Here is a 24330-nt window from a genome sequence, read left to right as displayed (position 1 = left end):
GAATTATCATTAGTAATATTTTTGAAAATTCCATTTAATTTTATATTCATTAAATTTTTCTCACTTTCATTATTTCCTTACTTTTTATCTTAGAATCAAGTTTTTTTACTAGTAAAAAAGATATCAGTAAAAAAATCGTAACAAATATAAGAGTCATAAGATTTAAATCATAGTTGGTATTTTTAAAAAATAAATTTGCTAAAAATGCTCCCAATACCATCATTATAACCGGAAATATATAAACATATATAGAATATTTATTTATATCTGAAGCTTTTGATTCAAGTATAACCTTATCTCCTACTTTTATATCATCTGGACTAAAAATTTTTATTAGAGTTTCTTTTTTCTGACCACAAGTACCATTGGCCGCACAAGATCCGCAAGCTTCATTTCTCATGACACTTATTAACAAATTTCCTCTGTTATTTTCGACAACTACACCTTCTTTAGTCATTGTTGTCATCAATATCACTCCTTGTATAAATTCCCAAATCATTCAATGTTTTCTTATCTACAATTGTTGGTGCTTCACTTAGTGGGCAAGAAGCAGATTGAGTTTTAGGAAAAGCAATAACATCTTTTATATTATCAGTTTTTGCAAATAACATTAATAGTCTATCTAGACCATAAGCAAGTCCTGCATGAGGAGGTGTACCATATTTTAATGCTTCGATGAAAAATCCAAATTTTATTTTTATATCTTCTTCTGTAAGATTCAATGCTTCAAATACTTCTTTTTGAAGCTCAGAATTATTAATTCTTACAGATCCACCACCCATCTCATCTCCATTTATTACAATATCGTAAGCTTGAGTTCTTACTTTTTCTGGATGAGTTTTTAAAAGTGGAATATCTTCTTCATTAGGCATAGTGAATGGATGGTGTTGAGAAACATATCTTTGTTCTTCTTCACTGTATTCAAACATTGGGAAGTTTACTACCCATATAAGCGCGTAGTCTTTTTCATAAAGATTGTTATCGCGTGCAATTTTATTTCTTAGCGCACCCAAAGCTTCTAAAACTTTTTTATCCTTATCAGCTGCTATTAAAATTAAGTCATTATCTTCGATTTCTAATTGAACTTTTAAATTGTCCATAATATCATCGGTTAAAAATTTAGATATTGAAGAATTGATTTCATCTGCATATTTAATATATGAAAGACCCTTTAAGCCATAATCTTTTACAAAATCGCTTAGCTTATCAAGAGCTTTTCTAGAGTATTTATCAGCAAGATTCTTAAAGTTTATTGCTCTAACAGATTTTCCATCACTTGTATTTTCGGAGAAAGCTTTAAAATCAGAATTTTTCCATATTTCAGAGATATTTTTTATTTTATAACCAAATCTTAAATCAGGTTTATCTGAACCATAAGATTCGATTGCTTCAGAATAATCCATTCTAGGAATTGGTAATTTCAAATCATAATCTGTGTATTTATCAAAAAGTTCTTTTAATAAACTTTCGTTAACTTCGATTACGTCATCTTGGTTAGCAAAAGATAATTCTAGGTCAAGTTGGGTAAATTCTGGTTGTCTATTCGCTCTTAAATCTTCATCTCTAAAGCATTTTACAACTTGAAAATATCTATCAAGAGATCCTATCATCAAAATTTGCTTAAATAGCTGTGGACTTTGAGGAAGGGCATAAAATTCACCAGCTTGCAAACGTGAAGGCACAATATAATCTCTTGCCCCTTCTGGAGTCGGTTTTGTTAAAAATGGAGTTTCTACTTCGGTAAAACCATTTTCATACATATGCTCTCTTATTGTTCTAATAATATCTGATCTAAGTTTTAAATTCCTTTGTACGGATGGTTTTCTCATATCAAGATATCTATATTTTAATCTCAAATTTTCTGCCACATCGTCATCATCTTTGATGTAGATTGGAGGAGTATTAGCCTTATCTAAGACATTTATTTTCAAAGCAACTAATTCAATATCTCCTGTTGGTATATCAGGATTTTTGCTTTCTCTTTCTCTAACAATTCCTTTTACTTCAATTACATATTCACTTGCCAAATGACTTGCTGTTTCGTGATTTTCCTTGTCATCTTCTCTAACTACTATTTGTGTTATTCCAGTTTTATCTCTAAGGTCAACAAATACAAGAGATCCCAAATTTCTTTTTTTGGCAACCCAACCCATCAATACAACTTCTTTACCAATATCTTCTTTTCTTAATTCGCCACACATGTGGCTTCTTTTAAATTCCATTATAACTCCTTATTTTAAAAACGGATTATTTTCTATTTCATAACCAATTGTTGAACTTGCTCTATGTCCTGGATAAACTTTGATGTCCTTATCCAAAACGCAAATTTTATTTTTTATTGAATCAATTATTGTATCATAATCTCCACCAGGAAAATCATATCTTCCAATGGATAATCTAAATAGACAATCGCCTGTAAAAATATCATCATCTACTAAAAAACTCATAGAATCAAGAGTATGGCCTGGAGTTTTTATAGCTTTGATATGAAAAGGTTCGATAATTTCTCCATCTTTTAGATATTTATCTATAGGAACGTATAAATCGTGATAATAGGACCCTAGGTTATACCTTGGATCATTGGCTATATCTTTTGCATCTTCGCTTGCATATACATCTACATCATACAAGTTTTTATAATATTCTAAGCCCATTACATGGTCAAAATGTGTATGAGTTTGTAAGATAAATTCTATTTTTATATTATTATCTTTAATGTATTTATCAACAGCTTCATCTTTATCTGCACAATCAACAATAAATCCATGACCATCCTTGCTAACAACATATAAATTTGCCAATGCTGGTCCTATAGTAAATTTTTTTACTTCCATCAAATTATCCTTTCACTATCTATAATTATTGTAACAGGCCCATCATTTATAAGATTTACTAGCATATGAGTCTGAAATTTTCCTGTTTGAACTTTAAATCCGTCATTTACTAATTCTTCTTTTAATATTTCATAAAATTCATTAGCCTTATCTGCTTTTGCAGATTCGATGAATGAAGGTCTATTTCCTTTTCTTACATCTCCATACAAGGTAAATTGTGAAACCAAAAGTATTTCTCCTCCAACATCTTCTACTGAAAGATTCATTTTACCTTCTTGATCTTCAAAGATTCTTAATTTTTCAATTTTTTTCTTGATATAAGCAATGTCTTCTTTGTCGTCAGTTTCTTTAACTGCAAGCAGGACTAATAAACCATTATTTATTTTTCCGACTTCTTCATTTTCTACTATAACATTTGCTTTGCTAACTTTTTGTATAACTGCTCTCATTAATTACTCACCCTAAATACACTATAAACTGTTTTTATAGACTTTAATTTACTTATTACATCATTAAGCTGATCTGTGCTATTAACTTCAACTGATAAATCGATAATACCCTCGTTATTATCATTAACTCTAGCGTTCATTCCTACGATATTAACATCTAACGATGATAGATTTTTTGTAACATCGTATATAACTGAAGGAGTATTATGTGCAATAATTTGAATTTTTACCGGGAATTTATCAGTTGATTCATTTTGCCAGTAAACATCAATAAGCCTTTCTGGCTGTTTATTATTAATAATATTTGGACATGATTTTGTATGAACTGATATTCCATTACCTCTTGTTATATAGCCAATGATTGGATCTCCTGGAACTGGTGTACAACATTTAGCAAATTTAACATCAATATTTCCCTCCAAATCACTAACTCTAACTTCTTTTTTAGAACTTTGATTTGAAGCGTAAGTTTTATGAACTTCTATTGGTTCATTTAAAAGTTTCTCTTTATTTTCAAGATCTTTTTCTTTTTTTATCAATTTTTGAATTACTTGTTCACTTGTAATTCTACCATAACCAACTGCTGCATACATTTGCTCATCACTTGGAAAACCCAAGCTATTAGCAATTTCATTAATCCATTCATCTTTTAAGAGATTTTTATAGCCTTCTCTTTGCTTTTTAATTTCTCTTATTATTAAATTTTTTCCAATTTCTATGTTATCTTCTTTTTCATGCTTTTTGAAAAACTGCTTTATTTTGTTTTTTGCCTGAGAACTTTTAACAATATTTAACCAATCTTTACTAGGTCCAGAAGAATTTTTAGATGTTAAAATTTCAATTACATCTCCAGTTTTTAATTGCTGAGTTAATGGAACTATTGATCCATTTACCTTTGCACCAATACATTTATTGCCTACTTCGGTATGTACTTTGTAGGCAAAATCTATTGAGCATGAACCTAACGGCAAGGAATATATCTCGCCTCGTGGAGAATAAACGTAAACTTCTCTTGAGAAGAAATCATTTTTAAGCGTTTCCATAAATTGCTTATTATCTTCATGAGCTCCACCTTCTCTTTGCCATTCCATAATTCTTCTTAAAAATTCCATGGCATTGTCAAAGTCTGTTTCTTTACTATTATTTTCTTTATATCTCCAGTGGGCAGCAACACCATATTCACATTCCTTATGCATTTGTCTAGTTCTAATTTGAACTTCAAATGGTTTTGAATCTTCGCCAAAAACTGTAGTGTGTAAAGACCTATAACCATTTGGTTTTGGTTGGCCTATATAATCTTTGATTCTATTTGGTATTGGCTTCCACAAAGAATGAACTTTTCCCAAAACAGCATAACACTCAGCTATGGTATCTACCAAAACTCTAACAGCCGTAAGATCGTAAATTTCTTCAAATTCAATATCGTTTCTGATCATTTTTTTATAAATTGAATAAAGAGATTTTGGTCTTCCACTTATTTCAAAATTTATACCGCTATTTTTTAAGCTATTAGTAAGAGCTTCAATTATTTCATTAATATAAGCTTCTCTTTCCCTTCTCTTACTGGCTACCATTTGTGCCAATTCATAGTATTTTTCTGGCTCCCTATATCTAAAACATAAATCTTCTAGTTCCCATTTAATAGAATAAATTCCTAATCTGTGAGCTAATGGCACATATATTTCTATAGTTTCTGTGGCAGTTTGAATTTGTTTTTCACGAGTCTTGTATTCCAAAGTTCTCATATTGTGAAGTCTATCTGCAAGTTTTATTAAGACTACTCTAACATCGTTACTCATAGCCATTACCATCTTGCGGATATTTTCTGCTTGTTTTTCTTCTCTTGAACTATAGTTTAAATTTTTAAGTTTGGTAACTCCATCAACTAAAAATGTTATTTCTTCTCCAAATTCATCCCTCATCTGCTCATAAGTTACATCAGTATCTTCTAATACATCATGCATAAGACCAGCGCAAATTGTTTGATCATCAAGCTTCATTCTCGATAAAGTTTTAGCTACAGCAATTGGATGGATAAAATAATCTTCTCCAGAATTTCTTTTTTGTCCCCTATGATTAAACTCTCCGAAAAAAAATGCTTTTTTAATGAGGTCAATATTTGCATTTGGATTATTTTCAAGTACATAATCTTTGAATATTTCAAATTCTTTTATAAAATCAGTTGTCATAATTACCTCATCTTAAATCTTTAATCAATATTTGTAGCTTTCTATTGCCTCTAAATTCATTTATACTTGTGTAATACGCTATATCAATCTTACTTCCTAATATTTTATTGGAAAATTTGTTTTTTAAATAGGAAAGACTATCTTCTCCATTAAATTTAATGGCACTTATGCTTTGACCATTTTTACTTAATTGCAATCTCATGGTTTTTTTATTAGTGCCTATCATTTCAAGATTTTCAATTATTACATTTCTATCAGCAAAAATTGGCTTTTCAAAATTTTTGCCAAATGGTTGTAAATTATTAATACTTTCAGCTAATTCTAAGGACAATTTATCAAGATTAATAACCGTATCTATATTTACAACTTTTTGCATATCAGAATTTTTTAAGGTTGAATTTTTGTTAATTAAATTTCTAAATTCATCTATTTTTGAAATATCAATTGATAAACCACAAGCCATAGGATGACCACCAAAAGACTTTAACATATCTCTAAATTCGTCTATTGATTCAAATATATTAAAACCATCAATTGAACGACCCGAACCTTTTGCAATATCATCTTCTTTTGATTTGGATAAAACTATAGTAGGTTTGTAATATTTTTCCTTAATTCGTCCTGCAACTATCCCGCAAATAGACTCGTTAATTGAATCATCATATACTATAATTATATCATCTTTATATAGCTTTTGGTCTTTGATTAGATTCAAACATTTTTCTAAAGCTTTATCAGTTAAAAGTTTACGTTTATTATTTAAGTCAACTAATTGTTTTGACATATTGTAAATATTATCTATATCTTCTTCCATAAGTAAATCTATAGCAAGTTTTGCTGAAGCTAATCTTCCACTAGCATTCATAATTGGTCCTATTATAAATCCTAATGTGTATTCGTCGATTTTTTTATTCCACGAACTTTCTTCCAATAAAGCTTTTATTGCAAATTTTTCTGTATAATTTAATCTCTTTAGTCCCTCTATTACGAAAATCCTATTTTCATCAGTAAGAGAAACCATATCACAAACTGTGCCCATTGCTACATATTCTAATAAGGAATAGAGATATTCTAAATCACCTTCTAATTTTTCATAAAGAGCAGAAATTAATTTAAAACAAACTCCTGCTCCACACAAATCTTTAAAAGGATATGAACTATCAATTCTTTTGGGATTTATTACAGCATCAGCTTCCGGTAATTTTTGGATTTTCCACTGGCCATCAGTTTCAGTTTCAATTTCATGGTGGTCAGTTATTATTACTTTGATACCCTTAGTTTTTAAAGCTTCTACTTGATCAAAGCCAGTTATACCATTATCACAAGTGATAATTAAAGAAACATTATCATAAATGGCCTTACTGACCATCCCATCACTCATGCCATATCCCTCATCAACTCTATGAGGAATATCGTAACTTATATTATCATAATAAAATAAAAGCCCGTCCATAAGCGTCATTACAGATGAAATTCCATCTTGATCGTAGTCTCCAAAAATTCTTATTTCACCATTGTTTTGCATAGTTTCTATTATCAAATCTACTGCCTTATCCATATCTTTTAATAAAAATGGATCGTGTAATTTTGATAAACTTGGATTTAAAAACATTTCTACAGTCTGTGGATCGGTAATGTTACGATTTGCCAAAATAAGAGCTTGTAATTTTGTAATCCCTTCATTTTTAAGATTAATTTCATAATTAAATTTTTTATTATATATAAACCAATTTGCCATAACATCACCTTTCATATACAAAAAATTATACCATTTTTTGAAAGTTTATAAAGAAAAAAGGCCATAGGCCTTAACTTAAAATACTTCTTATATCAGAATCTAGAATCGTCATATACGAATGTTTTTCATTAGTACCACTTACGATAAGTAATTCATCATTATTAATTTCTTTTACATAAGCTATTAAACCATTTTTGCAAATTATTTTGGAACCGACTTCAAGATGATTTTTGATATATTCTCTATTCTTTTTGTCTTTAATGTAATCTTTTAGAGAAAGCTCATAAAAGGATATTACAAGTATTATCAAAATTATATATTCTAATTTCATTGATATCCGTATTTTCTATAAAATTCTTCTTTATATTCCAAAAATCTATCTTCCATTATAGCTTCTCTAATATTTTCACAAAGCTTAATTAAAAAATACAAATTGTGGTAAGTTAGTAATCTTGCAGCTAAAATTTCATTTACATTTACTAAGTGTCTTAGATATGCTCTTGAATAATTTTTGCAAGTGTAACAATCACAATCATGGTCTAGAGGAGAAAAATCATCTTTATAGGTCGCATTTTTTATAACTACTCTTCCCTCAGATGTCATAGCACTACCATGTCTTGCCATTCTTGTTGGCAAAACACAATCTGCCATATCAATACCAGCTTGATAAGATTCAAATAAATAATCTGGAGAACCTACTCCCATATTATATCTTGGTTTATTTTCAGGTAACAATGGTGTGGTGAAGTTTAAGATATCTATCATAGTTTCTTTACTTTCACCAACTGAAAGTCCACCAATAGAAAATCCATCAAAATCCATTGCACTAGTTTCCTTAACTGAAATTTCTCTTAGATCTTTAAACATACCACCTTGGATTATACCAAAAAGAGATTGGTCAGGGTGTGAATTTTCTTTATGGTAATCAAGTCCTCTTTTTGCCCATCTTATGGTTCTTTCCATAGATTTTTTTACATAATCATAATCAGCATTTGCATCTACACACTCATCAAAGCTCATCATTATATCTGAATGGATGTCATTTTGGATGGAAATAGATTTTTCTGGGGTGAAAAAATGTTTTGAGCCATCTATATGCGATCTAAATTCTACTCCATTTTCAGAAATTTTTCTCATATCTGATAGGGAAAAAACTTGAAATCCACCACTATCTGTAAGAATCGGCCTATCCCAATTCATAAATTTGTGCAAACCACCAGCTTCTCTCATAATTTCCATGCCTGGTTTTAAGTAAAGATGATAAGTGTTACCCAAAATTATTTTTGCATCAATTTCTTTAAGTTCATCAACAGTCATAGCTTTTACTGTTCCGAGAGTTCCTACTGGCATAAAAATCGGAGTTGGTATATCTCCATGGACTGTGTGAATGACACCAACTCTAGCATTTGTATATTTATCTTTTTTTATAACTTCAAATGTTAAACTCATACTTCTCCTTAGTGAATAAACATCGCATCACCAAAACTAAAAAATCTATATTTTTGCTCGACAGCATATTTATAGGTATCTAATATCATTTCTTTTGATGTAAAAGCCGCCACAAGCATAATCAAGGTTGATTTTGGTAAATGAAAATTTGTTATCATAGCATCAGCAACCTCATATTTAAAGCCTGGATAGATGAAAATATCAGTCCAACCTGATGATTCACAAAGTTTGCCACATTTTTTATAAACTGATTCAAGAGTTCTAATAGTTGTAGTCCCTGTAGCTATAACTTTGTTGCCATTTTCATGGGCTTTATTAATAATGTCGCAAGTTTCTTTAGAAATCGTATAAAATTCGCTGTGCATCTTATGATCACTAACATCTTCAACACTTACTGGTCTAAAGGTTCCCAAGCCAACATTTAATGTTAGATAGGCAAGTTTTATTCCTTTAGATTCTATTTTTTCTAAAAGTTCTTTTGTAAAGTGTAAGCCAGCAGTTGGGGCTGCAACTGATCCAGGGTTTTTCGAATAAACTGTTTGGTAATCTTCGGCTTCTTTTAATTCTTCCTTTATATAAGGTGGAAGTGGAACATTTCCTAATTTGTCTAATATTTCGTTAAATATCCCCTGATATTCAAATTCAACTATTCTATTTCCATCATCTTTTATATCTTTTACTATTAAGGAAAGGTCGTCAGAAAAAATTAGTTTTGTTCCTATTTTCATTTTTTTGCCTGGACGAACCAAACATTCCCATGTTTTTCCCTCGATATTATTTAATATAAAAACTTCTATAGTTTCTTCTTTATTTTCTCTATGGCCAAAAAGTCTTGCTGGTATTACTCTTGTGTCATTCATCACCAGAACATCCCCACAATTTAGATAATCTATAATATCATAGAAATACTTATCTTCAATTTTTCCTGTTTTCTTATCTAGCACAAGCATTCTTGCATGATCTCTTTTTTCAGTTGGGTGTTGAGCTATTAGCTCTTCTGGTAAATAATAATCAAAATCGTCTGTCTTCATTCATTCCTCGTATTTTAGTCCATAATGTTTATAAGCATTTCTCGTTAAAATCCTACCTCTTGGAGTTCTTGATAAAAACCCAATTTGCAAAAGATAGGGCTCGTAAACATCTTCTATAGTTACATTTTCTATTCCTGTAGATGCTGCTATTGTATCTACGCCAACAGGTCCACCGTTAAAATTTTCATACATGGTCATAACTATTTTTTTATCCATAGTATCAAGACCCATTTCGTCAATTTCAAGTAAAGAAAGTCCTTCTTTACTAGTTTGATAATCAATTATTCTATCTTTTCTAACAATTGCATAGTCTCTAACTCTTTTTAATAATCTATTTGCAATCCTCGGTGTACCTCTAGATCTTTTGGCTATTTCATAAGCTGCATCATCTTCTATTTCAATATTTAAAATTCCAGCTGATCTTTTTATAATTGTTGTTAAATCATCTGCTTCATAAAGATTTAATGACAGCATAACACCAAATCTATCCCTTAATGGAGCAGATAGCATACCAGATCTTGTGGTAGCACCAACAAGGGTAAATTTTTCTAAGTCTATGCGGATAGATTGTGCATTTGGTCCTTTACCTACAATGATATCAAGGACAAAATCTTCCATGGCAGAATATAATATTTCTTCTACAGACCTATTAATTCTATGAATTTCATCAATAAAAAGCACATCTCCGTACTTTAAATTTGTAAGAATACTTGCAAGATCAGAAGGTCTTTCTATGGCAGGGCCACTTGTAACTCTAATATTTACACCAAGCTCATTTGCTATTATTGTAGATAGAGTGGTTTTGCCTAGGCCTGGTGGTCCTTGCAAAAGTACATGATCTAGTGGTTCTTTTCTTGATAGTGAAGATTTTATGAATATATCAAGTTTTTCCTTAACCTTATCTTGACCAATATATTCTTTAAGCCACTTAGGTCTTATTGAATTTTCATTAGTCAAATCTTCCACTAACTCGTTAGATCCAACTATTCTTTCATTTGCATCATACATTACATCTACTCCCTACAAAAGTCTTTTAAGGCTTTCTTTAACAAGCTCTTCTAAAGTTAAATCTGAAGTCTTTAATTCATTTAATACGTGGTTGATATCATTTTGAGCATAGCCTAAATTTATTAAAGCTTCTCTTGCAACATCAATATCCTCATTAACATTAGTAAGTGTTTTCTTTGAATTGGTCTTAATATCTGGCATTTGTTTAATTTTATCCATAAGTTCCAAAATAATCCTACTTGCTGTTTTTTTTCCAATTCCCTTAGCTTTAGTTAATTTATCAATGTCACTTTCTATTATCGCTAGCTTTATATCATCTACTTCAAGAAATGATAAGATTCCTATGGCATTTTTGGGTCCTATTGATGAAACAGATGTCAAAAGTAAAAACATCTCTAATTCATCCTTAGAGTAAAAACCATACAAACTCATATCATCTTCTCTAACTTGCAAAGAAGTATAAATTTTGTATTCATTATTTAATTCTATTAAAGAAAGTGTAGATAGAGAGGACTTTATTAAATATCCAATCTTATTATTTTCTATAACAAATTCACTTTCGCTTATCGATCTAACATCTCCGATTATATATGAAATCATTAATTCATCCTAAAGTTTTCTTTAAATTTTTGACTTAAAGCATGACAAAGAGCAACAGATAAGGCATCTGCTGCATCATCAGGTTTAGGTATTTGCTTTAAATTTAAAAGAGTAGTAACCGTTTTTTGCATTTGACTTTTACTAGCTCTTCCATAACCTGTAATTGATTGCTTAATTTGTAAGGGGGTATATTCATAAATTGGTAGCGCATTTTCTTCTGCACAAAGAATTTGTATTCCCCTTGCATGACCAACTGTTATGGCTGTTTTAACATTTTGATTAAAAAATAATTCTTCAATGGCAAACTCATCAGGCTTAAATTCCTTTATAATATCATATAAGTTATCGTAAAGTACCTTTAGTCTTTGAGGAGTTTTACTCTTACTAGATGTAGTTACAACACCATTTTCTATTACTTTAACCTTGTTTCCATCAAATTCAACCACGCCATAACCCATGATTGCAATTCCTGGATCTATTCCTAAAATTATCATAATTTCTAATAAAAAAGAGCTTTTAAAGCTCTATTGATATCTTTCTAATACTTCTCTTATGAGTCCTCTGAAATAATATTCAGCATAAACATCTACTACGGATTTATATAAATATGAAACAGATTTGTCATAAATTTTTTTCATCTGCTTTAAGGTAATATCTTCTGCATAAATAGAATTTGTACTATCAAATTTCAACTGCCTATGGGTACTTTGATCCAAAGTTAATATATTAGCCTTTATCTTTAGCTTGCAATATTTACCCATATCTCTTGTAAGATTTGAAATTAGTTCTTTATCAGAATATATATTTTCCTTAAAATTCTCACCAATTTGTAAAATTTTACTATCTTTTTTTGAGCTTGGATAAGTTAAGCTATCCATCATATAAGAAACATCAAAGGTTTCAATAAGCTCATACTCAAGTTTATCGATCATTTTTTTATCTCTAAAAGCTCTGTACTGGGCTTTTATTGATATCAAATATTCATAACGATTCAAATCATTTGAAATAAGAGTTTCTAAATTATCAATTATTTGATCTATGTTAGATAAGTCGTAAAAAAACTTTTTGAGATTTTTAATGACATAATCTTTCATATAAAAATCATTTTTAGAAAATTTCACAAAATTTTTATCATATAATAAAGACATAAGCGTATTAAATGAGTATATATCTTCATTAATCAAAAAGTTATATTCAAGTTTTTCAATTATTGGATATTGTTCACTAGCTTCTGCCTTCATCATTTCTACCTCGTTATTACATTTTAACACAAAATTTAATATAATTATTTAGATATATTGCAAAGAAAAATAAAAAAAGCTAAATTTTAAGTAATAATATGCATTATCTTCTTATATTTGAATAATGCCTTAAAAATTTAGCTTATAGAATTTTTAAAATAAAATTTTATACATTTAAAATTTTTTGAAATTTGCTTTTAAGTCGGAAAGATTAAAACTATAATTTACATCCTTTCGTTCAATATCAATTACTGTTTTATTTCTTAGTTCCTCATCTTCAAAAAGTTTATCAATTAATTCAAAAGACGGATTTATAGCATGCGGAAATCCTACCATTTGAAACATTGTGATGTCACCGTTGGTGTCGCCATAAGCATAGGATTTACTTAAATCTAGTTTATAAGTTTCTGCCAGTTTAATTACTGCTTGAAGTTTATTTCTCCCATCCCACATTGGTCTAACAGTTCCAGTAAATTTATCTTCGTCATCAAATTCATATTTTGTGGCAATACTTAGATTGGCTCCATAAATTTTTGCAAAATTATCTACTAAAAATTCCGGAGATCCTGAAATGAAAAATATCAAATAACCATTTTTTTTATGAAATTCCACAGCTTTTTTAGTAAACATATAAACTTTATTTTTATTTTTTTCTATAACTATCTTAGAGTATTTATCTATGGTTTTTCTATCGATCCCTACTAGCTTTTGCTGGTAAACCAGTGAAGCCTTATCCAAATAGTCTTCATAAGCACCTAGTCTATTTTGATATTTTTCATACAAGGGGCCTATTTCATTTTCCCGTGCAATTTTAGGAATTATACCATCATTTGTAAGCAGTAAAAAATGCTCAATTAATAGACTATTTCTAAATAAAGTACCGTCAATATCAAAAAATGCAGCTTTATTTTCATGCATAACTTTACCTTTATTTATCTACTTTATTATTTTTCAATTCGTAGTTTTCCTTATTTATTTTATGGGCAGCTACCTTATTATTTATATTCTTGGTATCAATTTTTTTTGTGAAAAATTTACTTTCATCAGTATTTCTTTCTTTTACTTTTCTATTTTTTTTAGCAACTCTATTTGGATTTGATTTGCGTTTGCTTTGTTTTTTTACAGTATTTTCATTTTTTACCATAACATTTGAATTTTTGTTGATGGATTTTATAAGATCTATTATTAGTGATACAAATATACCAACAAGACCAGCGGAAGCTAAAAATACAGCAATCCAGCTTAAATTTAGACCTTCGCTTGTAGTGAAAATAGAAAGTGCATACACAAAAATAACAATAGCAGCTATAAGCATAGCAAAAGAAGGTAGGTATTTAGTAATTTTCTTCTTAGTTAGAAAATGTATTAGTATTGTTATTATAATATTCATAACAACAATTATTGGTAAAATATTTAGTTTTGAGGAATATTCTGATATTAAGTTAATAATTCCTGTCATCGTAGCTCCTTTATAGAAAAACTCTCTCTAAAGAGAATTTTTCATTTGATATATCCATAATCATAAATCCGGGATTTCCATCTCTTGGCAAAGACACAGAACCTGGATTTATAAATAGAATACCATCAATATAATTATTATAATATTTGTGAGTATGGCCAAATATAGTTATATCTGCTTTTAAACTTTTTGATTTTTCGAGTATTTTGTCAAAATAATAATCTATTTTGTAATTATGACCATGGGTTATAAAAATTTTCTTATTTAAAATCTCTATTATTTTATCATAAGATTCATTTGAAAAATAGTCGTTATTTCCCTTCACTGTGTAATAATTTATTCCAGTTTCGTAATATATATTTTTTACATCTTCTATTCCATCACCAGCATGAATTAATAAATCAATATCATCATGTGATAGAATGTATTCACTTATGGGAACGTAATAGCCGTGTGTATCACTAGTTATAAGTATTTTCATATATATTCTTTTCCCAGAAAATCAACAAAATTTTTTATAGCTTTTGATCTATGTGATATTTCATTAATTTCACTAGCTTTCATTTGTCCTAGGGTTAGATTTGAATTGTCAGGCTTAAATATCTGATCATAACCGAAATCATAAGGTCCAATTTCTTTTTCAGTAATTACCCCGTTTAGCCTTCCCTCAAAATAATGAGCTTTGGAATTTTTATCTACAAAGCATACTACAGTTTTAAAATAAGCTTTCCTATTTTCCTTACCACTTAGCTCATCTAATAGTTTTATCCTATTGTCTTTGTATGTTGCATTAATTCCAGCATATCTATGGGCAAATACTCCAGGTCTATTATCTAAAGCTTCAACAAATAAACCAGTATCATCAGAAAATGTTGGAATTTTAGTCAGATTATAAAAAGTCATTGCTTTTTTATAAGCATTTCCTTCTAATGTATCCTTATCTTCATCAACTTCAAAATTCTCATAGCCAAAATCTTTTGGAGACTTTAAAACTATATCTTTTAACATTAATTCAACTTGTTTAAGCTTATCTTTATTACCTGTTGCAAAAACAATTTCCATTAATTTCTCCTTTATAATAACATTTTAACAAACTTCTTTCAATAAAATCAATTACTATCAATAATTTCATTATTGTTTAGATAATTTTCCTCTAGATTTTTTACATTGCTTCCACTTTGCTGATTTATTGAAATCAATGTACTAGCTTTGTCAGTAGGAATTGAAAATATTGGTTTTTTTTCTATATAATCTTTGTTAATCTTGTGTATTAATATCTCATCTGCTGTTTGGATTAATATATATTTACCATCATTAAATAGATAGTAGTCTTTAAATTGTGGATTGATATTTCTTACTTGATCTTTTGTAATGTCTATTGGATTTGCAACAGAATTATCAAGATGATTTCTCATAGGAATTTGAGTGCTTGCTTTTATTTGTTTTTCTTTTGTGTAAATGGATGTTTGAATTGTCCAATTTCCCAGATCTCTTACCAAACCAAAATTTGTGTTATCTATAATGATATCATTTGGTTTTATTTCTGAATCAGCTGAAGTTGCTTCATTTAACACCATATATTCAAATTGTTCAGTTGCAGTATTTTCACCTGTGAACTCATCTATTGAAATTAAAGTATTATCTTGCAATTCATTAGTCGCAAGAAATCCATATTTATTTATCGAATTATCGGATAATAATTTTGTATAAGAAAAAGATATATAATTGATATCTGCAAAATTTATTCTTAAATCCATATCAAAATCTTTAAAGCTATATCTATCAATATTTTCTTTTTGATCCATCTGATCTTCTAATCTTGCAGGAAAAGCCTCTATATTATCATATAGGCCACTTAAATTATTCTTTTTGCTTCGTATTTTCCGATATTCGTCTTTTCCTTTTATAAATATATCTTCTGATTTTTTATAAGTTATTTTGTCGTTCTTAGGAATCTTTATTAGATAAGTATAATAGTTATATTCTAAATCTTTATCAGCCAGGTCATCTCTTTCTCTTACTGATAATAATAAAGCTTCATCTTCGTCATTTTTTGTTGGATTTTTATCTTTGCTTCTTTCAAATATTGCTAGAACTTTGAAAGAATTTACCACTTCGGAATCAACATCATCCGATACTTTTGATAAAAATATCATATTATCATCGGCTATATAAAAAATTTCATCATCGGATGTTTTTATAAAATCTCTTGAAAAATATTGACCTTGTGAGGCGTTTACAACTACAACATTTTCATCTATTGCTACATTGTCAAAATTATAGCCACGATTTATTAAATAGTCACTCAAAATTACATATTTTGAAGTGAATGTTGGAGGAAAAGCATATTCCTTGTTTATAGCCACCAAGTTATTGTTAATATAAAGTTTATCGCCAATTTTAGGTGAATTTGTATTATTAACACCGGTTATATTTTCAACCTTAGTTACTTGCCAAGTCCCTTGTAAAACAGGACTATCGAGTACCGGAGTTAAAATTAGATCGTTTAATTCATCATCTGATCCCTTAGAACAAGATACTAAAAATATACTAAAAATAAAAAACAAACAACATCTAATAATCTTTTTCATCTTGCATCCTCGGTATTTCTATAATTACTGAAGTTCCAGAGCCATATTTACTTTTAATTATCATATTTCCATCATGAGCTTTTACAATTTCTTCACATATTGATAATCCAAGACCTGTTTGTGATTTGGAAGAAGAACCCTTATAAAATTTACTTGCTACAAAGGCAATTTCATCTTCTTTGATACCCTCACCATCATCTTTTATAGTTATTGTTACATAATCATTTAATTGCTCTATGAGTATATCTATATTACCATTTTCATCTGTAAATTTTATGGCATTATCTATTATATTTATAAAAACTTCTTTCATTCTATTTTTATCTGCAAAAACATAAATGGATTTATATAAGGAAGTTAGAGTGAAATTTATTCCCTCATTTTCAGCTCGAGGACTTAATTGGGTATGGACTTGTTTTACAAGTTCCACTATATCTATTTTTTCTTTTTCATATTTGAAGTTACTTGATTGTAACCTAGAGAAATCTAATAAATCTTCAACCATCATGGATAATCTATCACCTTCACTCTCGATGATGCTAAGTCCTTGGTTAAGCATATCTTTATTTTCTTGAATTTCCTTAGACTGTAAAGTAATAGCCCATCCTTTGATAGAAGTAAGTGGTGTTCTAAGTTCATGAGAAACTGAAGATATAAACTCGTTTTTCATATCTTCTCTTCTTATGATATTTTCGCTCATGAAATTTAAAGTTTGACCTAGTTCTGATATTTCATCATTACCGTTAATTTCCGCTTTTACATTGAAATTTCCTTGAGCTAATTTTTCTGAAACATCGATTAATTTAAGAATTGGTGCAACAAGGCTTTTTGAGGCTATTAATGCAAGAATAAAAGCTGCAATAACAACAAATATGCCAAATATAATATAAATAACCATGTCTGATCTGATTTTCTGATTAACTTTTGACATTGAGCTAGTTAATCTTAGGATTCCCGCTTGCTTATCATTAGAATTTAAAGGATATGATAAAGATATTATCTCTTCTTTAGTTCTAAGATTTTTGCGCCTATAAATACCTTGCTTACCTTCTTTTGAAGCTTTTATATCAGAATGGATTAGCTTTTTTCCAACATCATTTGATGCTTGAGAATCAAAAAGTACTGTTCCTGAATTATCTAATATTTGAACTTGTGTTGTATTACCCCTATAAAATGCGTTTTTATCACCAAGAATTATCTCTGCCAAATCGTATTTATTAGAATAATTGTTAAATTGCAACTGATCTATTTTTGCCTGATTTAGCATTGATCCTAATAAAGTTGATTGATAGTAATTTCTAATACTATTAAAGGCAAATATCTCAAAACCAATTACAACAGTTATAACAAACATCATTATAAATCTAACTATTGTTATTCTGTATGAGGAATTGATATTTAATTTATTATTTGCTAGTTCCATCTATAACCTGTGCCCCAAACAGTTTCAATATATTTAGGTTTTGCTGGATCTTCTTCTATTTTTGCTCTTATTCTTCTTATATTGACATCAACAATTTTTGTATCGTTGCTATAATTTTCTCCCCAGGTTTGCTTCATAATTTCATCGCGAGTCATCGCTTTACCTTTTGAGTTAATGAAGTTTTTAAGTATAGCAAATTCTGTTGGAGTTAGGTCAATTTCTTGACCATTTTTATAAAAAGTTTTTGCATATAAATCTAGAGTAAATGGACCATCGTTTATAGAATTTGTTTTTTCTCCTTCAATTTTATCATTTGTTAAATTTACTCTTCTCATTAGAGATCTTACTCTTAGTATTAATTCTTGAGGATTAAAGGGTTTAATAATATAATCATCAGCACCTCTTTCAAGACCCAAGATTTTATCTATATCTTGGCTTTTAGCTGAAACCATTATAATTCCAGTTTTAGGAGATTTTTCTCTTATTTTTTGGCAAACTTCAAATCCGTTGATACCTGGAAGCATTACATCAAGTATTGCAACTGCAGGATTTTCTTCTTCAAAAACTTTTAATGCCTCTTCTCCACTAGCTGCTTCACAAGTCTTATAGCCCTGATATTCCAGGTTGATTTTCATAAATTGTCTTATTGCATTTTCATCATCTAATATTAAGACTTTATTATTTTCCATTATCTATCCTTTCAAAAGCAATTTTACCTGCTCCAATAACACCAGAATCATTCAAAAATTTAGCAGGAATTACACTTATATTAAGAGTGTTATTGCAAACCACATTGAATTTTTCAATCATTCCATCCCACCAAATATCTTTTGAGTTTATAACTCCACCACCAATTACTATAACTTCTGGATCAAAAATATTTCTAAGGCTTGTCAAAAAATATGCCAAATCTTCTTGATAGGTGTTTAATACTTCTTTAGCATATGAGTCTATTTCAATTCTCTTTAGGATTTGTTCTCCACTTAAATCTTCACCTGTTAGTTTTTTGTAATTTTTAGATAAAGCACTTCCAGAACAGTAAGCTTCTGCACATCCGTGTTGACCACAGGTACAATAATCACCAGCTGGATGAAGGATTATATGTCCTAGTTCTGCTCCCTGGAAATGAGATCCTGTTAACATTCCTCTTTTAGAATTATAAACTGCACCACCTACTCCAGTACCAAGTGTTATCATAACAATATCATTAGCATCTTTGCAAGATCCCAACCACTTTTCTGCAAGTAAGGCTATGTTTGCATCATTTTCTACAAATACAGGTACATCTACAAATTCTTCTACGGCTTTTTTTAAATTTAAGCCACTCCATCCTTCAATATTTCCAGCAAATGTAACAATTCCATTTTCTGAATCAATAAAACCTGGAGTTCCAATGCCTATAGCTATGGCCTCTTTGTAATCTAAACCATAAATTGTTTTTTTGATATTGTTTAAAACAACATCACGACCCTCTTTTGCTTGAGTGTCGATACTATTTCTATCTAATATTTTCCCTTCTCTATCTATAAGACAAGCATTTATTTTTGTTCCACCTAAATCCACACCTATGACTTTATCCATTAGCATATCTCCTACAATTTAAATATTTTATTTTTTAGGCTTATTATATTATCTTTTTTCTTTGAAAGAAATTCTCGATCTATAAGATATTCTAAACCTTCTATTTCTCCAAATTTCAACTTATATGCTAATAATACTTGATTTTTTATCGCAAGTTTATCAAATAGCATATTATTTATGTCTTTATTGCCATATTTGCTATCACCAATTATTGGAGTCTTATTCTTTTTTAACGAATATCTAATTTGATGAGTTTTTCCTGTTAATAATTCACATTCTATAAGACTAAAACTACCATTACTTTCTATAGGTCTAAATTTTGTAATTATCCTAGAGCCCTTATCTGATTGTTTCACTTTATTTTTATTCTCATTTTTTGATATATAAGTGTCTACAGTAAATTCTTCTTTTATCTCACCTTTTACTATGGTTAAATAATATTTGGAAATTTTATTTTCTCTTATAGCTTTGTTTAGATTTCTAAGTGCCATAGCGTTTTTCGCACCGATTACTAATCCTTCGGTATTTCTGTCTAGTCTATTAACTACAGCAGGTGTAAATGTTTTATCTCTGCTATCGACTTTTTTGGTTTTAAGAAGATAAGAAATCATTTGATCAACTAAGTTGTTACCATATTCTTTTGGATTTGAAGAATGAGTTAATAGACCACTCTTCTTATCCAAAATAATTATATTTTCATCTTCATATACTATGTCTAGATCAAAATCGCTAGCTTTATAATCAATTTTTCTTACCCATTTATTGTAGTCGCTATCAGAAATATACATATTGACAACATCGGCTTCTTTAACAAACATATCCGCTGTAGCTCTTTTGCCATTGATTTTAAAATTTTTCTTTCTAATATTTTTTTGTATCAATGAAAGTGGTGCATTAGAAAAATATTTTCTTAGAAATCGATCAAATCTTTGGTTTGCATCATTTTTGTTTATAGTAATTTCTATCATATTAGTAAGATTTATTTACGTAAGAATCGATTAAAGAGGGCCTGGAATAATCCAAAAATACCCCGTGGTCTTTTAATTCATTTAAGATTTTCTTATTTTTTGAATGTAAAATTAATTTTTCTTCTGATTTTATATTAATTTCAAAAATTTCACCCTTTAATCTTTTTGAATTAAGAATAATAAAATAACTTTCTACAAACTTATAGTCTAAAAGCTCTAGTATTCTCTGTGTTGCAATATCTTTTAGGCAATAATAATTTTCTCTTTCATTGATTAGCCTAGCATATAATTTTCGTTTTTTATAATTATTTACAATATTTTTTGCCTCTGCATTGGATTTTTTAGCCAAGAGATTATAATACTGGTAATTATAGATTGCCTCTTCTACATTTTTTATATTAGAAAATGGTTTTAGATCAAGTTTTCTTATGTAATCTAAGTTTTTATGTAAAAATTTATCTTTATCTATTTTAGATTCTTCTAATAAATCAATGGCTTCCTTTCTAAATTTTTCAAACGCCTTTAGTTTATCTATTTCTTTTATCATAATAAAAAACCGCCTCTTAGGAGACGGTCACATAAATCTTTTAATTTACTTCTATTACTTCAGCTTTAATAGATTCAGGTATATCTTCTTTTGACCAGTCTAAACTTAGATAAATATCTGCTTTTGCATATTCTGATAATCTCATTAATTCGTCAGTAAGTTTTTCTAAGTTGTCTTTATTTATATCTGCTATCTCATAAGCTCCATCAACATAAATTTTGCCGATATCATAATCACGTGCCAAAATACCAGCTATAAAGCCTTTGAGTTGTCCTATACAAGTTATATTGTATGATTTTGCATTTATTACTCTAACTCTGTGGTTTAAAATTCTTGTTCTATCATCTTCAGTTGTAACAAAAGCTACATTATTTACGTCTTTTTCCTTTTCTTTAGTAGCTTCATCAACTAAATATTGAGTTTTTCCTGATCCAGATGTTCCAATTACATAATATAACATTTACATGTCCCCCTTTATTTTTTTATATATCTTATCATCGGACTTATCACCTTGAACAAATCCGTTTTCAATCATTATTTTCACAATTTCATCTCTTATTAGCCACCAAGAACTATCCCAATTGCAAAATACAGTTTTTTCGCTAGGAGCTCTACCGACTAGTCTAGAAATTGCCACATCTTTTTTTAGAATTCTTAAAAATTCTATTACATTTTTCTCATATTCTTCTTTGCTCGGCATGACAAATTCATTGTTTTCATACATCTGACAAAGCTTTGTTCCTTTTATAATAAATAAGGAATGAATTTTAACTTCTTTTACATTCAAAGAATTAATAATTCTAGCAGTCTCTCTAACATCTCTTATATCATCCCAGGGTAGGGAAAGTATAACGTGAGCACAAATCCTAAAATCATATTTATTGATTAAATTACAAGCTTTTATGAAATCCGCCAAACTTTCAGCTCTATTTAATATCTCTAAAGTTTTATAATTTGCAGTTTGCAAACCCAATTCAAAAATTATATCTTTACCAGTTTTTTCCTTCCATTGATAAAGAAAGTCAAGCTTATCTTCACTAATACAATCAGATCTAGTTGATATTGCAACTGCAACTATATAATCCTTTTCACAAGCTTTTATTATTTCTTTAAAAGTATGTAAATCCATATAAGTATTAGTAAAATTTTGAAAATAGGCAATAAATTTATTTATTTTGTATTTCTTCCCTATATAAGCTTTGTTTTTTGTTAATTGGTCTTCAACGCTTAAATATGAGGGTAAATTTTCAAAACTTCCACCATCTTCCGAGCAATATATACATCCGCCGTAAGAAGCTTCACCGTCCCTATTAGGGCAAGTAAGAGATAATTTTATCGGTAGCTTATAGATTTTTTCGCCATATTTTGTTTTATAATATTCACTAATTGAATAATACGGATTATTCATCTTTATCTTCTAAATCAATATCCTCTTCTTCGTAGATAATTTCTTCATCGATTATAACATCTTCTGTGTTTTCCTTTATTTCTAAATCAGTATTGTAATCTTCTACTAGTTGATCGATTGCATCATCATCCCAATAATGACCAAACAAGTGGAAAACTTCATCTATTTCATCTTCATCTTCTATTGTTTTTAAATCTATTTCATTTTCATCATCAAAAGAATCTTCATAATAAAATAAATAAATTTCATTACTCATACTTGATATTAAGGCCACATAATCAATATCATCTACTGAGAAAATATCGATTAAATAGCATTCTTCAGAATCTTCTCCAAAATCCAAAGAAATTACAGCTTTTCCTTCATTTTTCAAAAATTCTAACTTATGACCATGTATTTCTAATTTTTCGCTCACACATGTCCTCCTCAATTTTCTTCTAATTGGGTAATAGCATTATCTATTAGCATTGTTTCACTAACAATATCAGCTAACTTGCTATAATAATTACCATCATCCCCTTGTTTATATTCTACCCCTAATGATACCAAGTTAACATTTAAATTGTTAAATATTATACTAGAATCTAAAGAATATTGGGTTTTAATAACTTGCAAATCTTCATTGAAAATATTTGTATATGCTCTTCTAAAAGCGTTTACTAATTTATCATTCGAATTTTTCCATTTTGGTATAACAAGATTTGTTATAATTTCTCCATAACTTATTTCAGCAGCTATTGAGGTTTTATTTTGCATCTCATTCATTATCTCTTCTGACAATGATCTATAAACTATGACAAATGCAAATAAATCTTCAAAAGTTCTAGCTGTCGATAAGTTGATAGAGCTTATAAGCTCATTAGATATATTATCTACCTTATAGGCTCCAGATGGTATTAATTCCACAAATGACAATAGATGATCAAAACTTGCTTGGTCAATAGGATTAAAATCAATTTCAGAAATTTCTTCAATTGATAAATCCATTTCTGGTTCATGCTTTAAATTTTTTTCTATGTAATCGTTTTTTATGATTTGGTAAATATCCAATAATTCATTTTCATATTGGCTTTTTACTACGAAATCAATAAAACCAGCACTAGGGATATTATCATATCTTTCACCAGCTGTTATATTTGTTATATCGATATCTACTTTAGATTTTATTCTTCTAATAAATCCTATCAGAGTTTTTATTGAATTTAATCTAAGTTTGTCTAGATCTTCACCTGTATGACCACCAATTAGATTATTTAAAGAAATTCTAAATTTCTTATAATCATAAGTAATCTCAAATCTTTCCACTGGTATATTTATTCTAGATAATATCAAGGAACTAAATTGATCTGCTAGACAAAAACTTTTATTAAGATTTAAATTAATAATATTTTCGCTTCTTATTATATTTGCTAAAGTTTGAAAACTTTTATTTTCAGTTTGAATAACATTTTTTGTCATTAGAATATCAAATTTAGCATCTTCTTGAAAAAACAACAAAGAAATAATTAATATCGCATTTATATATGTGCTTTCACAAGAAGAAATTAATTGCAAGGGATTATTTTCATCTATTGAAAAATCATAATTCTTATTTTTGTATTCTAAATTTAAGTGAATTATTGCAGATGGCTTATCTCCTCTTTTAAAATAAATTGCATCATTGACACCAGTAACTTCAAAGCCATTTTCTACAGCAATTTTACTTATATATTCTGATAGAGGATGTTTTGCTTGAGTATTATTTATAAAATCCGATAGATTTTCGATATTTATTTTTAGCTTATCCATTAATGATTCATAATCCATAAACTCAC

Annotated in this window: 27 protein-coding genes; all 27 read right to left on the bottom strand. The window is 28.7% G+C overall.

From position 1 onward, the window contains the following. Nucleotides 1-49: 49 nt before the first annotated feature. The 27 genes from GAN53_RS07340 to GAN53_RS07210 all read right to left on the bottom strand — a co-directional run bounded on the left by GAN53_RS07340 (nucleotide 50) and on the right by GAN53_RS07210 (nucleotide 24322). Complete coding sequence (locus tag GAN53_RS07340) at nucleotides 50-466, bottom strand: SoxR reducing system RseC family protein (RefSeq protein WP_151410460.1); 417 nt, start codon at nucleotides 464-466, stop codon at nucleotides 50-52. After that, nucleotides 450-2222, bottom strand: a complete 1773-nt coding sequence (gene aspS / locus GAN53_RS07335; protein WP_151410459.1) for an aspartate--tRNA ligase — start codon at nucleotides 2220-2222, stop codon at nucleotides 450-452. The genes GAN53_RS07340 and aspS overlap by 17 nt, the downstream gene beginning before the upstream one ends. 9 nt (nucleotides 2223-2231) lie before the next feature. Continuing rightward, complete coding sequence (locus GAN53_RS07330; RefSeq protein WP_151410458.1) at nucleotides 2232-2834, bottom strand: MBL fold metallo-hydrolase; 603 nt, start codon at nucleotides 2832-2834, stop codon at nucleotides 2232-2234. Beyond that, nucleotides 2834-3283, bottom strand: coding sequence for a D-aminoacyl-tRNA deacylase (gene dtd, locus GAN53_RS07325; protein WP_151410457.1), 450 nt, complete (start codon nucleotides 3281-3283; stop codon nucleotides 2834-2836). The genes GAN53_RS07330 and dtd overlap by 1 nt, the downstream gene beginning before the upstream one ends. Next, nucleotides 3283-5472, bottom strand: coding sequence for a RelA/SpoT family protein (locus GAN53_RS07320; RefSeq protein WP_151410456.1), 2190 nt, complete (start codon nucleotides 5470-5472; stop codon nucleotides 3283-3285). The genes dtd and GAN53_RS07320 overlap by 1 nt, the downstream gene beginning before the upstream one ends. Before the next feature lie 7 nt (nucleotides 5473-5479). Then, a complete protein-coding gene (gene recJ / locus GAN53_RS07315; RefSeq protein ID WP_151410455.1) occupies nucleotides 5480-7210 on the bottom strand; it encodes a single-stranded-DNA-specific exonuclease RecJ in 1731 nt (576 codons plus the stop codon). Between the two features lie 70 nt (nucleotides 7211-7280). After that, the gene (locus tag GAN53_RS07310; protein ID WP_225791847.1) at nucleotides 7281-7541 is read right to left on the bottom strand and encodes a preprotein translocase subunit YajC; all 261 of its coding nucleotides are present in this window, start codon (nucleotides 7539-7541) and stop codon (nucleotides 7281-7283) included. Then, the gene (gene tgt, locus GAN53_RS07305) at nucleotides 7538-8659 is read right to left on the bottom strand and encodes a tRNA guanosine(34) transglycosylase Tgt (RefSeq protein WP_151410453.1); all 1122 of its coding nucleotides are present in this window, start codon (nucleotides 8657-8659) and stop codon (nucleotides 7538-7540) included. The genes GAN53_RS07310 and tgt overlap by 4 nt, the downstream gene beginning before the upstream one ends. A gap of 8 nt (nucleotides 8660-8667) precedes the next feature. Then, the gene (gene queA / locus GAN53_RS07300; protein ID WP_151410452.1) at nucleotides 8668-9690 is read right to left on the bottom strand and encodes a tRNA preQ1(34) S-adenosylmethionine ribosyltransferase-isomerase QueA; all 1023 of its coding nucleotides are present in this window, start codon (nucleotides 9688-9690) and stop codon (nucleotides 8668-8670) included. Further along, nucleotides 9691-10698, bottom strand: coding sequence for a Holliday junction branch migration DNA helicase RuvB (ruvB, locus tag GAN53_RS07295; protein ID WP_151410451.1), 1008 nt, complete (start codon nucleotides 10696-10698; stop codon nucleotides 9691-9693). It lies immediately after the preceding gene. 12 nt (nucleotides 10699-10710) lie between these two features. Continuing rightward, nucleotides 10711-11298 carry a Holliday junction branch migration protein RuvA gene (gene ruvA, locus GAN53_RS07290; protein ID WP_151410450.1) on the bottom strand — a complete coding sequence of 196 codons (588 nt, stop codon included), beginning with the start codon at nucleotides 11296-11298 and terminating at the stop codon, nucleotides 10711-10713. Then, nucleotides 11298-11792: a crossover junction endodeoxyribonuclease RuvC gene (ruvC, locus tag GAN53_RS07285; RefSeq protein WP_151410449.1), complete on the bottom strand. Its 495-nt coding sequence runs from the start codon at nucleotides 11790-11792 to the stop codon at nucleotides 11298-11300. Before ruvC ends, ruvA begins: the two co-directional genes overlap by 1 nt. Before the next feature lie 30 nt (nucleotides 11793-11822). Next, entirely contained in the window at nucleotides 11823-12542 is a 720-nt protein-coding gene (locus GAN53_RS07280) for a hypothetical protein (RefSeq protein WP_225791846.1), read from the bottom strand. Between the two features lie 171 nt (nucleotides 12543-12713). After that, nucleotides 12714-13457, bottom strand: a complete 744-nt coding sequence (locus tag GAN53_RS07275; protein ID WP_151410448.1) for an HAD family hydrolase — start codon at nucleotides 13455-13457, stop codon at nucleotides 12714-12716. A 10-nt stretch (nucleotides 13458-13467) separates the two neighbouring features. After that, complete coding sequence (locus GAN53_RS07270; RefSeq protein WP_151410447.1) at nucleotides 13468-13998, bottom strand: biotin transporter BioY; 531 nt, start codon at nucleotides 13996-13998, stop codon at nucleotides 13468-13470. 10 nt (nucleotides 13999-14008) lie between these two features. Further along, complete coding sequence (locus tag GAN53_RS07265) at nucleotides 14009-14479, bottom strand: YfcE family phosphodiesterase (RefSeq protein WP_151410446.1); 471 nt, start codon at nucleotides 14477-14479, stop codon at nucleotides 14009-14011. Continuing rightward, nucleotides 14476-15060 (bottom strand): RdgB/HAM1 family non-canonical purine NTP pyrophosphatase, encoded by a 585-nt coding sequence (gene rdgB / locus GAN53_RS07260; RefSeq protein WP_151410445.1) that lies wholly within the window; start codon nucleotides 15058-15060, stop codon nucleotides 14476-14478. The genes GAN53_RS07265 and rdgB overlap by 4 nt, the downstream gene beginning before the upstream one ends. A gap of 47 nt (nucleotides 15061-15107) precedes the next feature. Further along, nucleotides 15108-16589, bottom strand: a complete 1482-nt coding sequence (locus GAN53_RS07255; protein ID WP_151410444.1) for a hypothetical protein — start codon at nucleotides 16587-16589, stop codon at nucleotides 15108-15110. Beyond that, entirely contained in the window at nucleotides 16573-18012 is a 1440-nt protein-coding gene (locus GAN53_RS07250) for an ATP-binding protein (protein WP_151410443.1), read from the bottom strand. Before GAN53_RS07250 ends, GAN53_RS07255 begins: the two co-directional genes overlap by 17 nt. Further along, nucleotides 18003-18701 carry a response regulator gene (locus GAN53_RS07245; RefSeq protein ID WP_151410442.1) on the bottom strand — a complete coding sequence of 233 codons (699 nt, stop codon included), beginning with the start codon at nucleotides 18699-18701 and terminating at the stop codon, nucleotides 18003-18005. The genes GAN53_RS07250 and GAN53_RS07245 overlap by 10 nt, the downstream gene beginning before the upstream one ends. Further along, entirely contained in the window at nucleotides 18691-19593 is a 903-nt protein-coding gene (locus tag GAN53_RS07240; RefSeq protein ID WP_151410441.1) for an ROK family protein, read from the bottom strand. The genes GAN53_RS07245 and GAN53_RS07240 overlap by 11 nt, the downstream gene beginning before the upstream one ends. 11 nt (nucleotides 19594-19604) lie before the next feature. Next, nucleotides 19605-20561: an RluA family pseudouridine synthase gene (locus GAN53_RS07235; RefSeq protein WP_151410440.1), complete on the bottom strand. Its 957-nt coding sequence runs from the start codon at nucleotides 20559-20561 to the stop codon at nucleotides 19605-19607. A gap of 1 nt (nucleotide 20562) precedes the next feature. Continuing rightward, complete coding sequence (locus GAN53_RS07230; protein WP_151410439.1) at nucleotides 20563-21108, bottom strand: DUF6648 family protein; 546 nt, start codon at nucleotides 21106-21108, stop codon at nucleotides 20563-20565. A 40-nt stretch (nucleotides 21109-21148) separates the two neighbouring features. Continuing rightward, the gene (locus tag GAN53_RS07225; protein ID WP_151410438.1) at nucleotides 21149-21568 is read right to left on the bottom strand and encodes a hypothetical protein; all 420 of its coding nucleotides are present in this window, start codon (nucleotides 21566-21568) and stop codon (nucleotides 21149-21151) included. Beyond that, nucleotides 21569-22516: a TIGR01212 family radical SAM protein gene (locus GAN53_RS07220; RefSeq protein WP_151410437.1), complete on the bottom strand. Its 948-nt coding sequence runs from the start codon at nucleotides 22514-22516 to the stop codon at nucleotides 21569-21571. It abuts the gene before it with no gap. Continuing rightward, a complete protein-coding gene (locus GAN53_RS07215; protein ID WP_151410436.1) occupies nucleotides 22509-22931 on the bottom strand; it encodes a DUF1292 domain-containing protein in 423 nt (140 codons plus the stop codon). The genes GAN53_RS07220 and GAN53_RS07215 overlap by 8 nt, the downstream gene beginning before the upstream one ends. 11 nt (nucleotides 22932-22942) lie before the next feature. Beyond that, nucleotides 22943-24322 (bottom strand): aminoacyl-histidine dipeptidase, encoded by a 1380-nt coding sequence (locus tag GAN53_RS07210; protein WP_151410435.1) that lies wholly within the window; start codon nucleotides 24320-24322, stop codon nucleotides 22943-22945. Between the last annotated feature and the right edge of the window lie 8 nt (nucleotides 24323-24330).

The organism is Anaerococcus sp. Marseille-P9784 (genome assembly GCF_902500265.1).
Classification (GTDB): domain Bacteria; phylum Bacillota; class Clostridia; order Tissierellales; family Peptoniphilaceae; genus Anaerococcus.
Note: the sequence above shows the minus strand (reverse complement) of the source record. Positions and strands in the feature narration are given on the sequence as shown.

What these genes read in the sequence shown, in the direction of transcription:
- GAN53_RS07270 (WP_151410447.1), bottom strand. Translation starts at nt 13,998, where the DNA reads ATGACAGGAATTATTAACTTAATATCAGAATATTCCTCAAAACTAAAT.
- GAN53_RS07330 (WP_151410458.1), bottom strand. Translation starts at nt 2,834, where the DNA reads ATGGAAGTAAAAAAATTTACTATAGGACCAGCATTGGCAAATTTATAT.
- rdgB (WP_151410445.1), bottom strand. Translation starts at nt 15,060, where the DNA reads ATGGAAATTGTTTTTGCAACAGGTAATAAAGATAAGCTTAAACAAGTT.
- GAN53_RS07245 (WP_151410442.1), bottom strand. Translation starts at nt 18,701, where the DNA reads ATGGAAAATAATAAAGTCTTAATATTAGATGATGAAAATGCAATAAGA.
- GAN53_RS07240 (WP_151410441.1), bottom strand. Translation starts at nt 19,593, where the DNA reads ATGGATAAAGTCATAGGTGTGGATTTAGGTGGAACAAAAATAAATGCT.
- GAN53_RS07230 (WP_151410439.1), bottom strand. Translation starts at nt 21,108, where the DNA reads ATGATAAAAGAAATAGATAAACTAAAGGCGTTTGAAAAATTTAGAAAG.
- GAN53_RS07265 (WP_151410446.1), bottom strand. Translation starts at nt 14,479, where the DNA reads ATGAAAATACTTATAACTAGTGATACACACGGCTATTACGTTCCCATA.
- aspS (WP_151410459.1), bottom strand. Translation starts at nt 2,222, where the DNA reads ATGGAATTTAAAAGAAGCCACATGTGTGGCGAATTAAGAAAAGAAGAT.
- ruvB (WP_151410451.1), bottom strand. Translation starts at nt 10,698, where the DNA reads ATGTATGATGCAAATGAAAGAATAGTTGGATCTAACGAGTTAGTGGAA.
- GAN53_RS07235 (WP_151410440.1), bottom strand. Translation starts at nt 20,561, where the DNA reads ATGATAGAAATTACTATAAACAAAAATGATGCAAACCAAAGATTTGAT.
- GAN53_RS07255 (WP_151410444.1), bottom strand. Translation starts at nt 16,589, where the DNA reads ATGAAAAAGATTATTAGATGTTGTTTGTTTTTTATTTTTAGTATATTT.
- GAN53_RS07310 (WP_225791847.1), bottom strand. Translation starts at nt 7,541, where the DNA reads ATGAAATTAGAATATATAATTTTGATAATACTTGTAATATCCTTTTAT.
- GAN53_RS07225 (WP_151410438.1), bottom strand. Translation starts at nt 21,568, where the DNA reads ATGTTATATTATGTAATTGGAACATCTGGATCAGGAAAAACTCAATAT.
- dtd (WP_151410457.1), bottom strand. Translation starts at nt 3,283, where the DNA reads ATGAGAGCAGTTATACAAAAAGTTAGCAAAGCAAATGTTATAGTAGAA.
- GAN53_RS07220 (WP_151410437.1), bottom strand. Translation starts at nt 22,516, where the DNA reads ATGAATAATCCGTATTATTCAATTAGTGAATATTATAAAACAAAATAT.
- GAN53_RS07280 (WP_225791846.1), bottom strand. Translation starts at nt 12,542, where the DNA reads ATGATGAAGGCAGAAGCTAGTGAACAATATCCAATAATTGAAAAACTT.
- tgt (WP_151410453.1), bottom strand. Translation starts at nt 8,659, where the DNA reads ATGAGTTTAACATTTGAAGTTATAAAAAAAGATAAATATACAAATGCT.
- ruvC (WP_151410449.1), bottom strand. Translation starts at nt 11,792, where the DNA reads ATGATAATTTTAGGAATAGATCCAGGAATTGCAATCATGGGTTATGGC.
- GAN53_RS07275 (WP_151410448.1), bottom strand. Translation starts at nt 13,457, where the DNA reads ATGCATGAAAATAAAGCTGCATTTTTTGATATTGACGGTACTTTATTT.
- GAN53_RS07340 (WP_151410460.1), bottom strand. Translation starts at nt 466, where the DNA reads ATGACAACAATGACTAAAGAAGGTGTAGTTGTCGAAAATAACAGAGGA.
- GAN53_RS07320 (WP_151410456.1), bottom strand. Translation starts at nt 5,472, where the DNA reads ATGACAACTGATTTTATAAAAGAATTTGAAATATTCAAAGATTATGTA.
- GAN53_RS07210 (WP_151410435.1), bottom strand. Translation starts at nt 24,322, where the DNA reads ATGGATTATGAATCATTAATGGATAAGCTAAAAATAAATATCGAAAAT.
- ruvA (WP_151410450.1), bottom strand. Translation starts at nt 11,298, where the DNA reads ATGATTTCATATATAATCGGAGATGTTAGATCGATAAGCGAAAGTGAA.
- queA (WP_151410452.1), bottom strand. Translation starts at nt 9,690, where the DNA reads ATGAAGACAGACGATTTTGATTATTATTTACCAGAAGAGCTAATAGCT.
- recJ (WP_151410455.1), bottom strand. Translation starts at nt 7,210, where the DNA reads ATGGCAAATTGGTTTATATATAATAAAAAATTTAATTATGAAATTAAT.
- GAN53_RS07250 (WP_151410443.1), bottom strand. Translation starts at nt 18,012, where the DNA reads ATGGAACTAGCAAATAATAAATTAAATATCAATTCCTCATACAGAATA.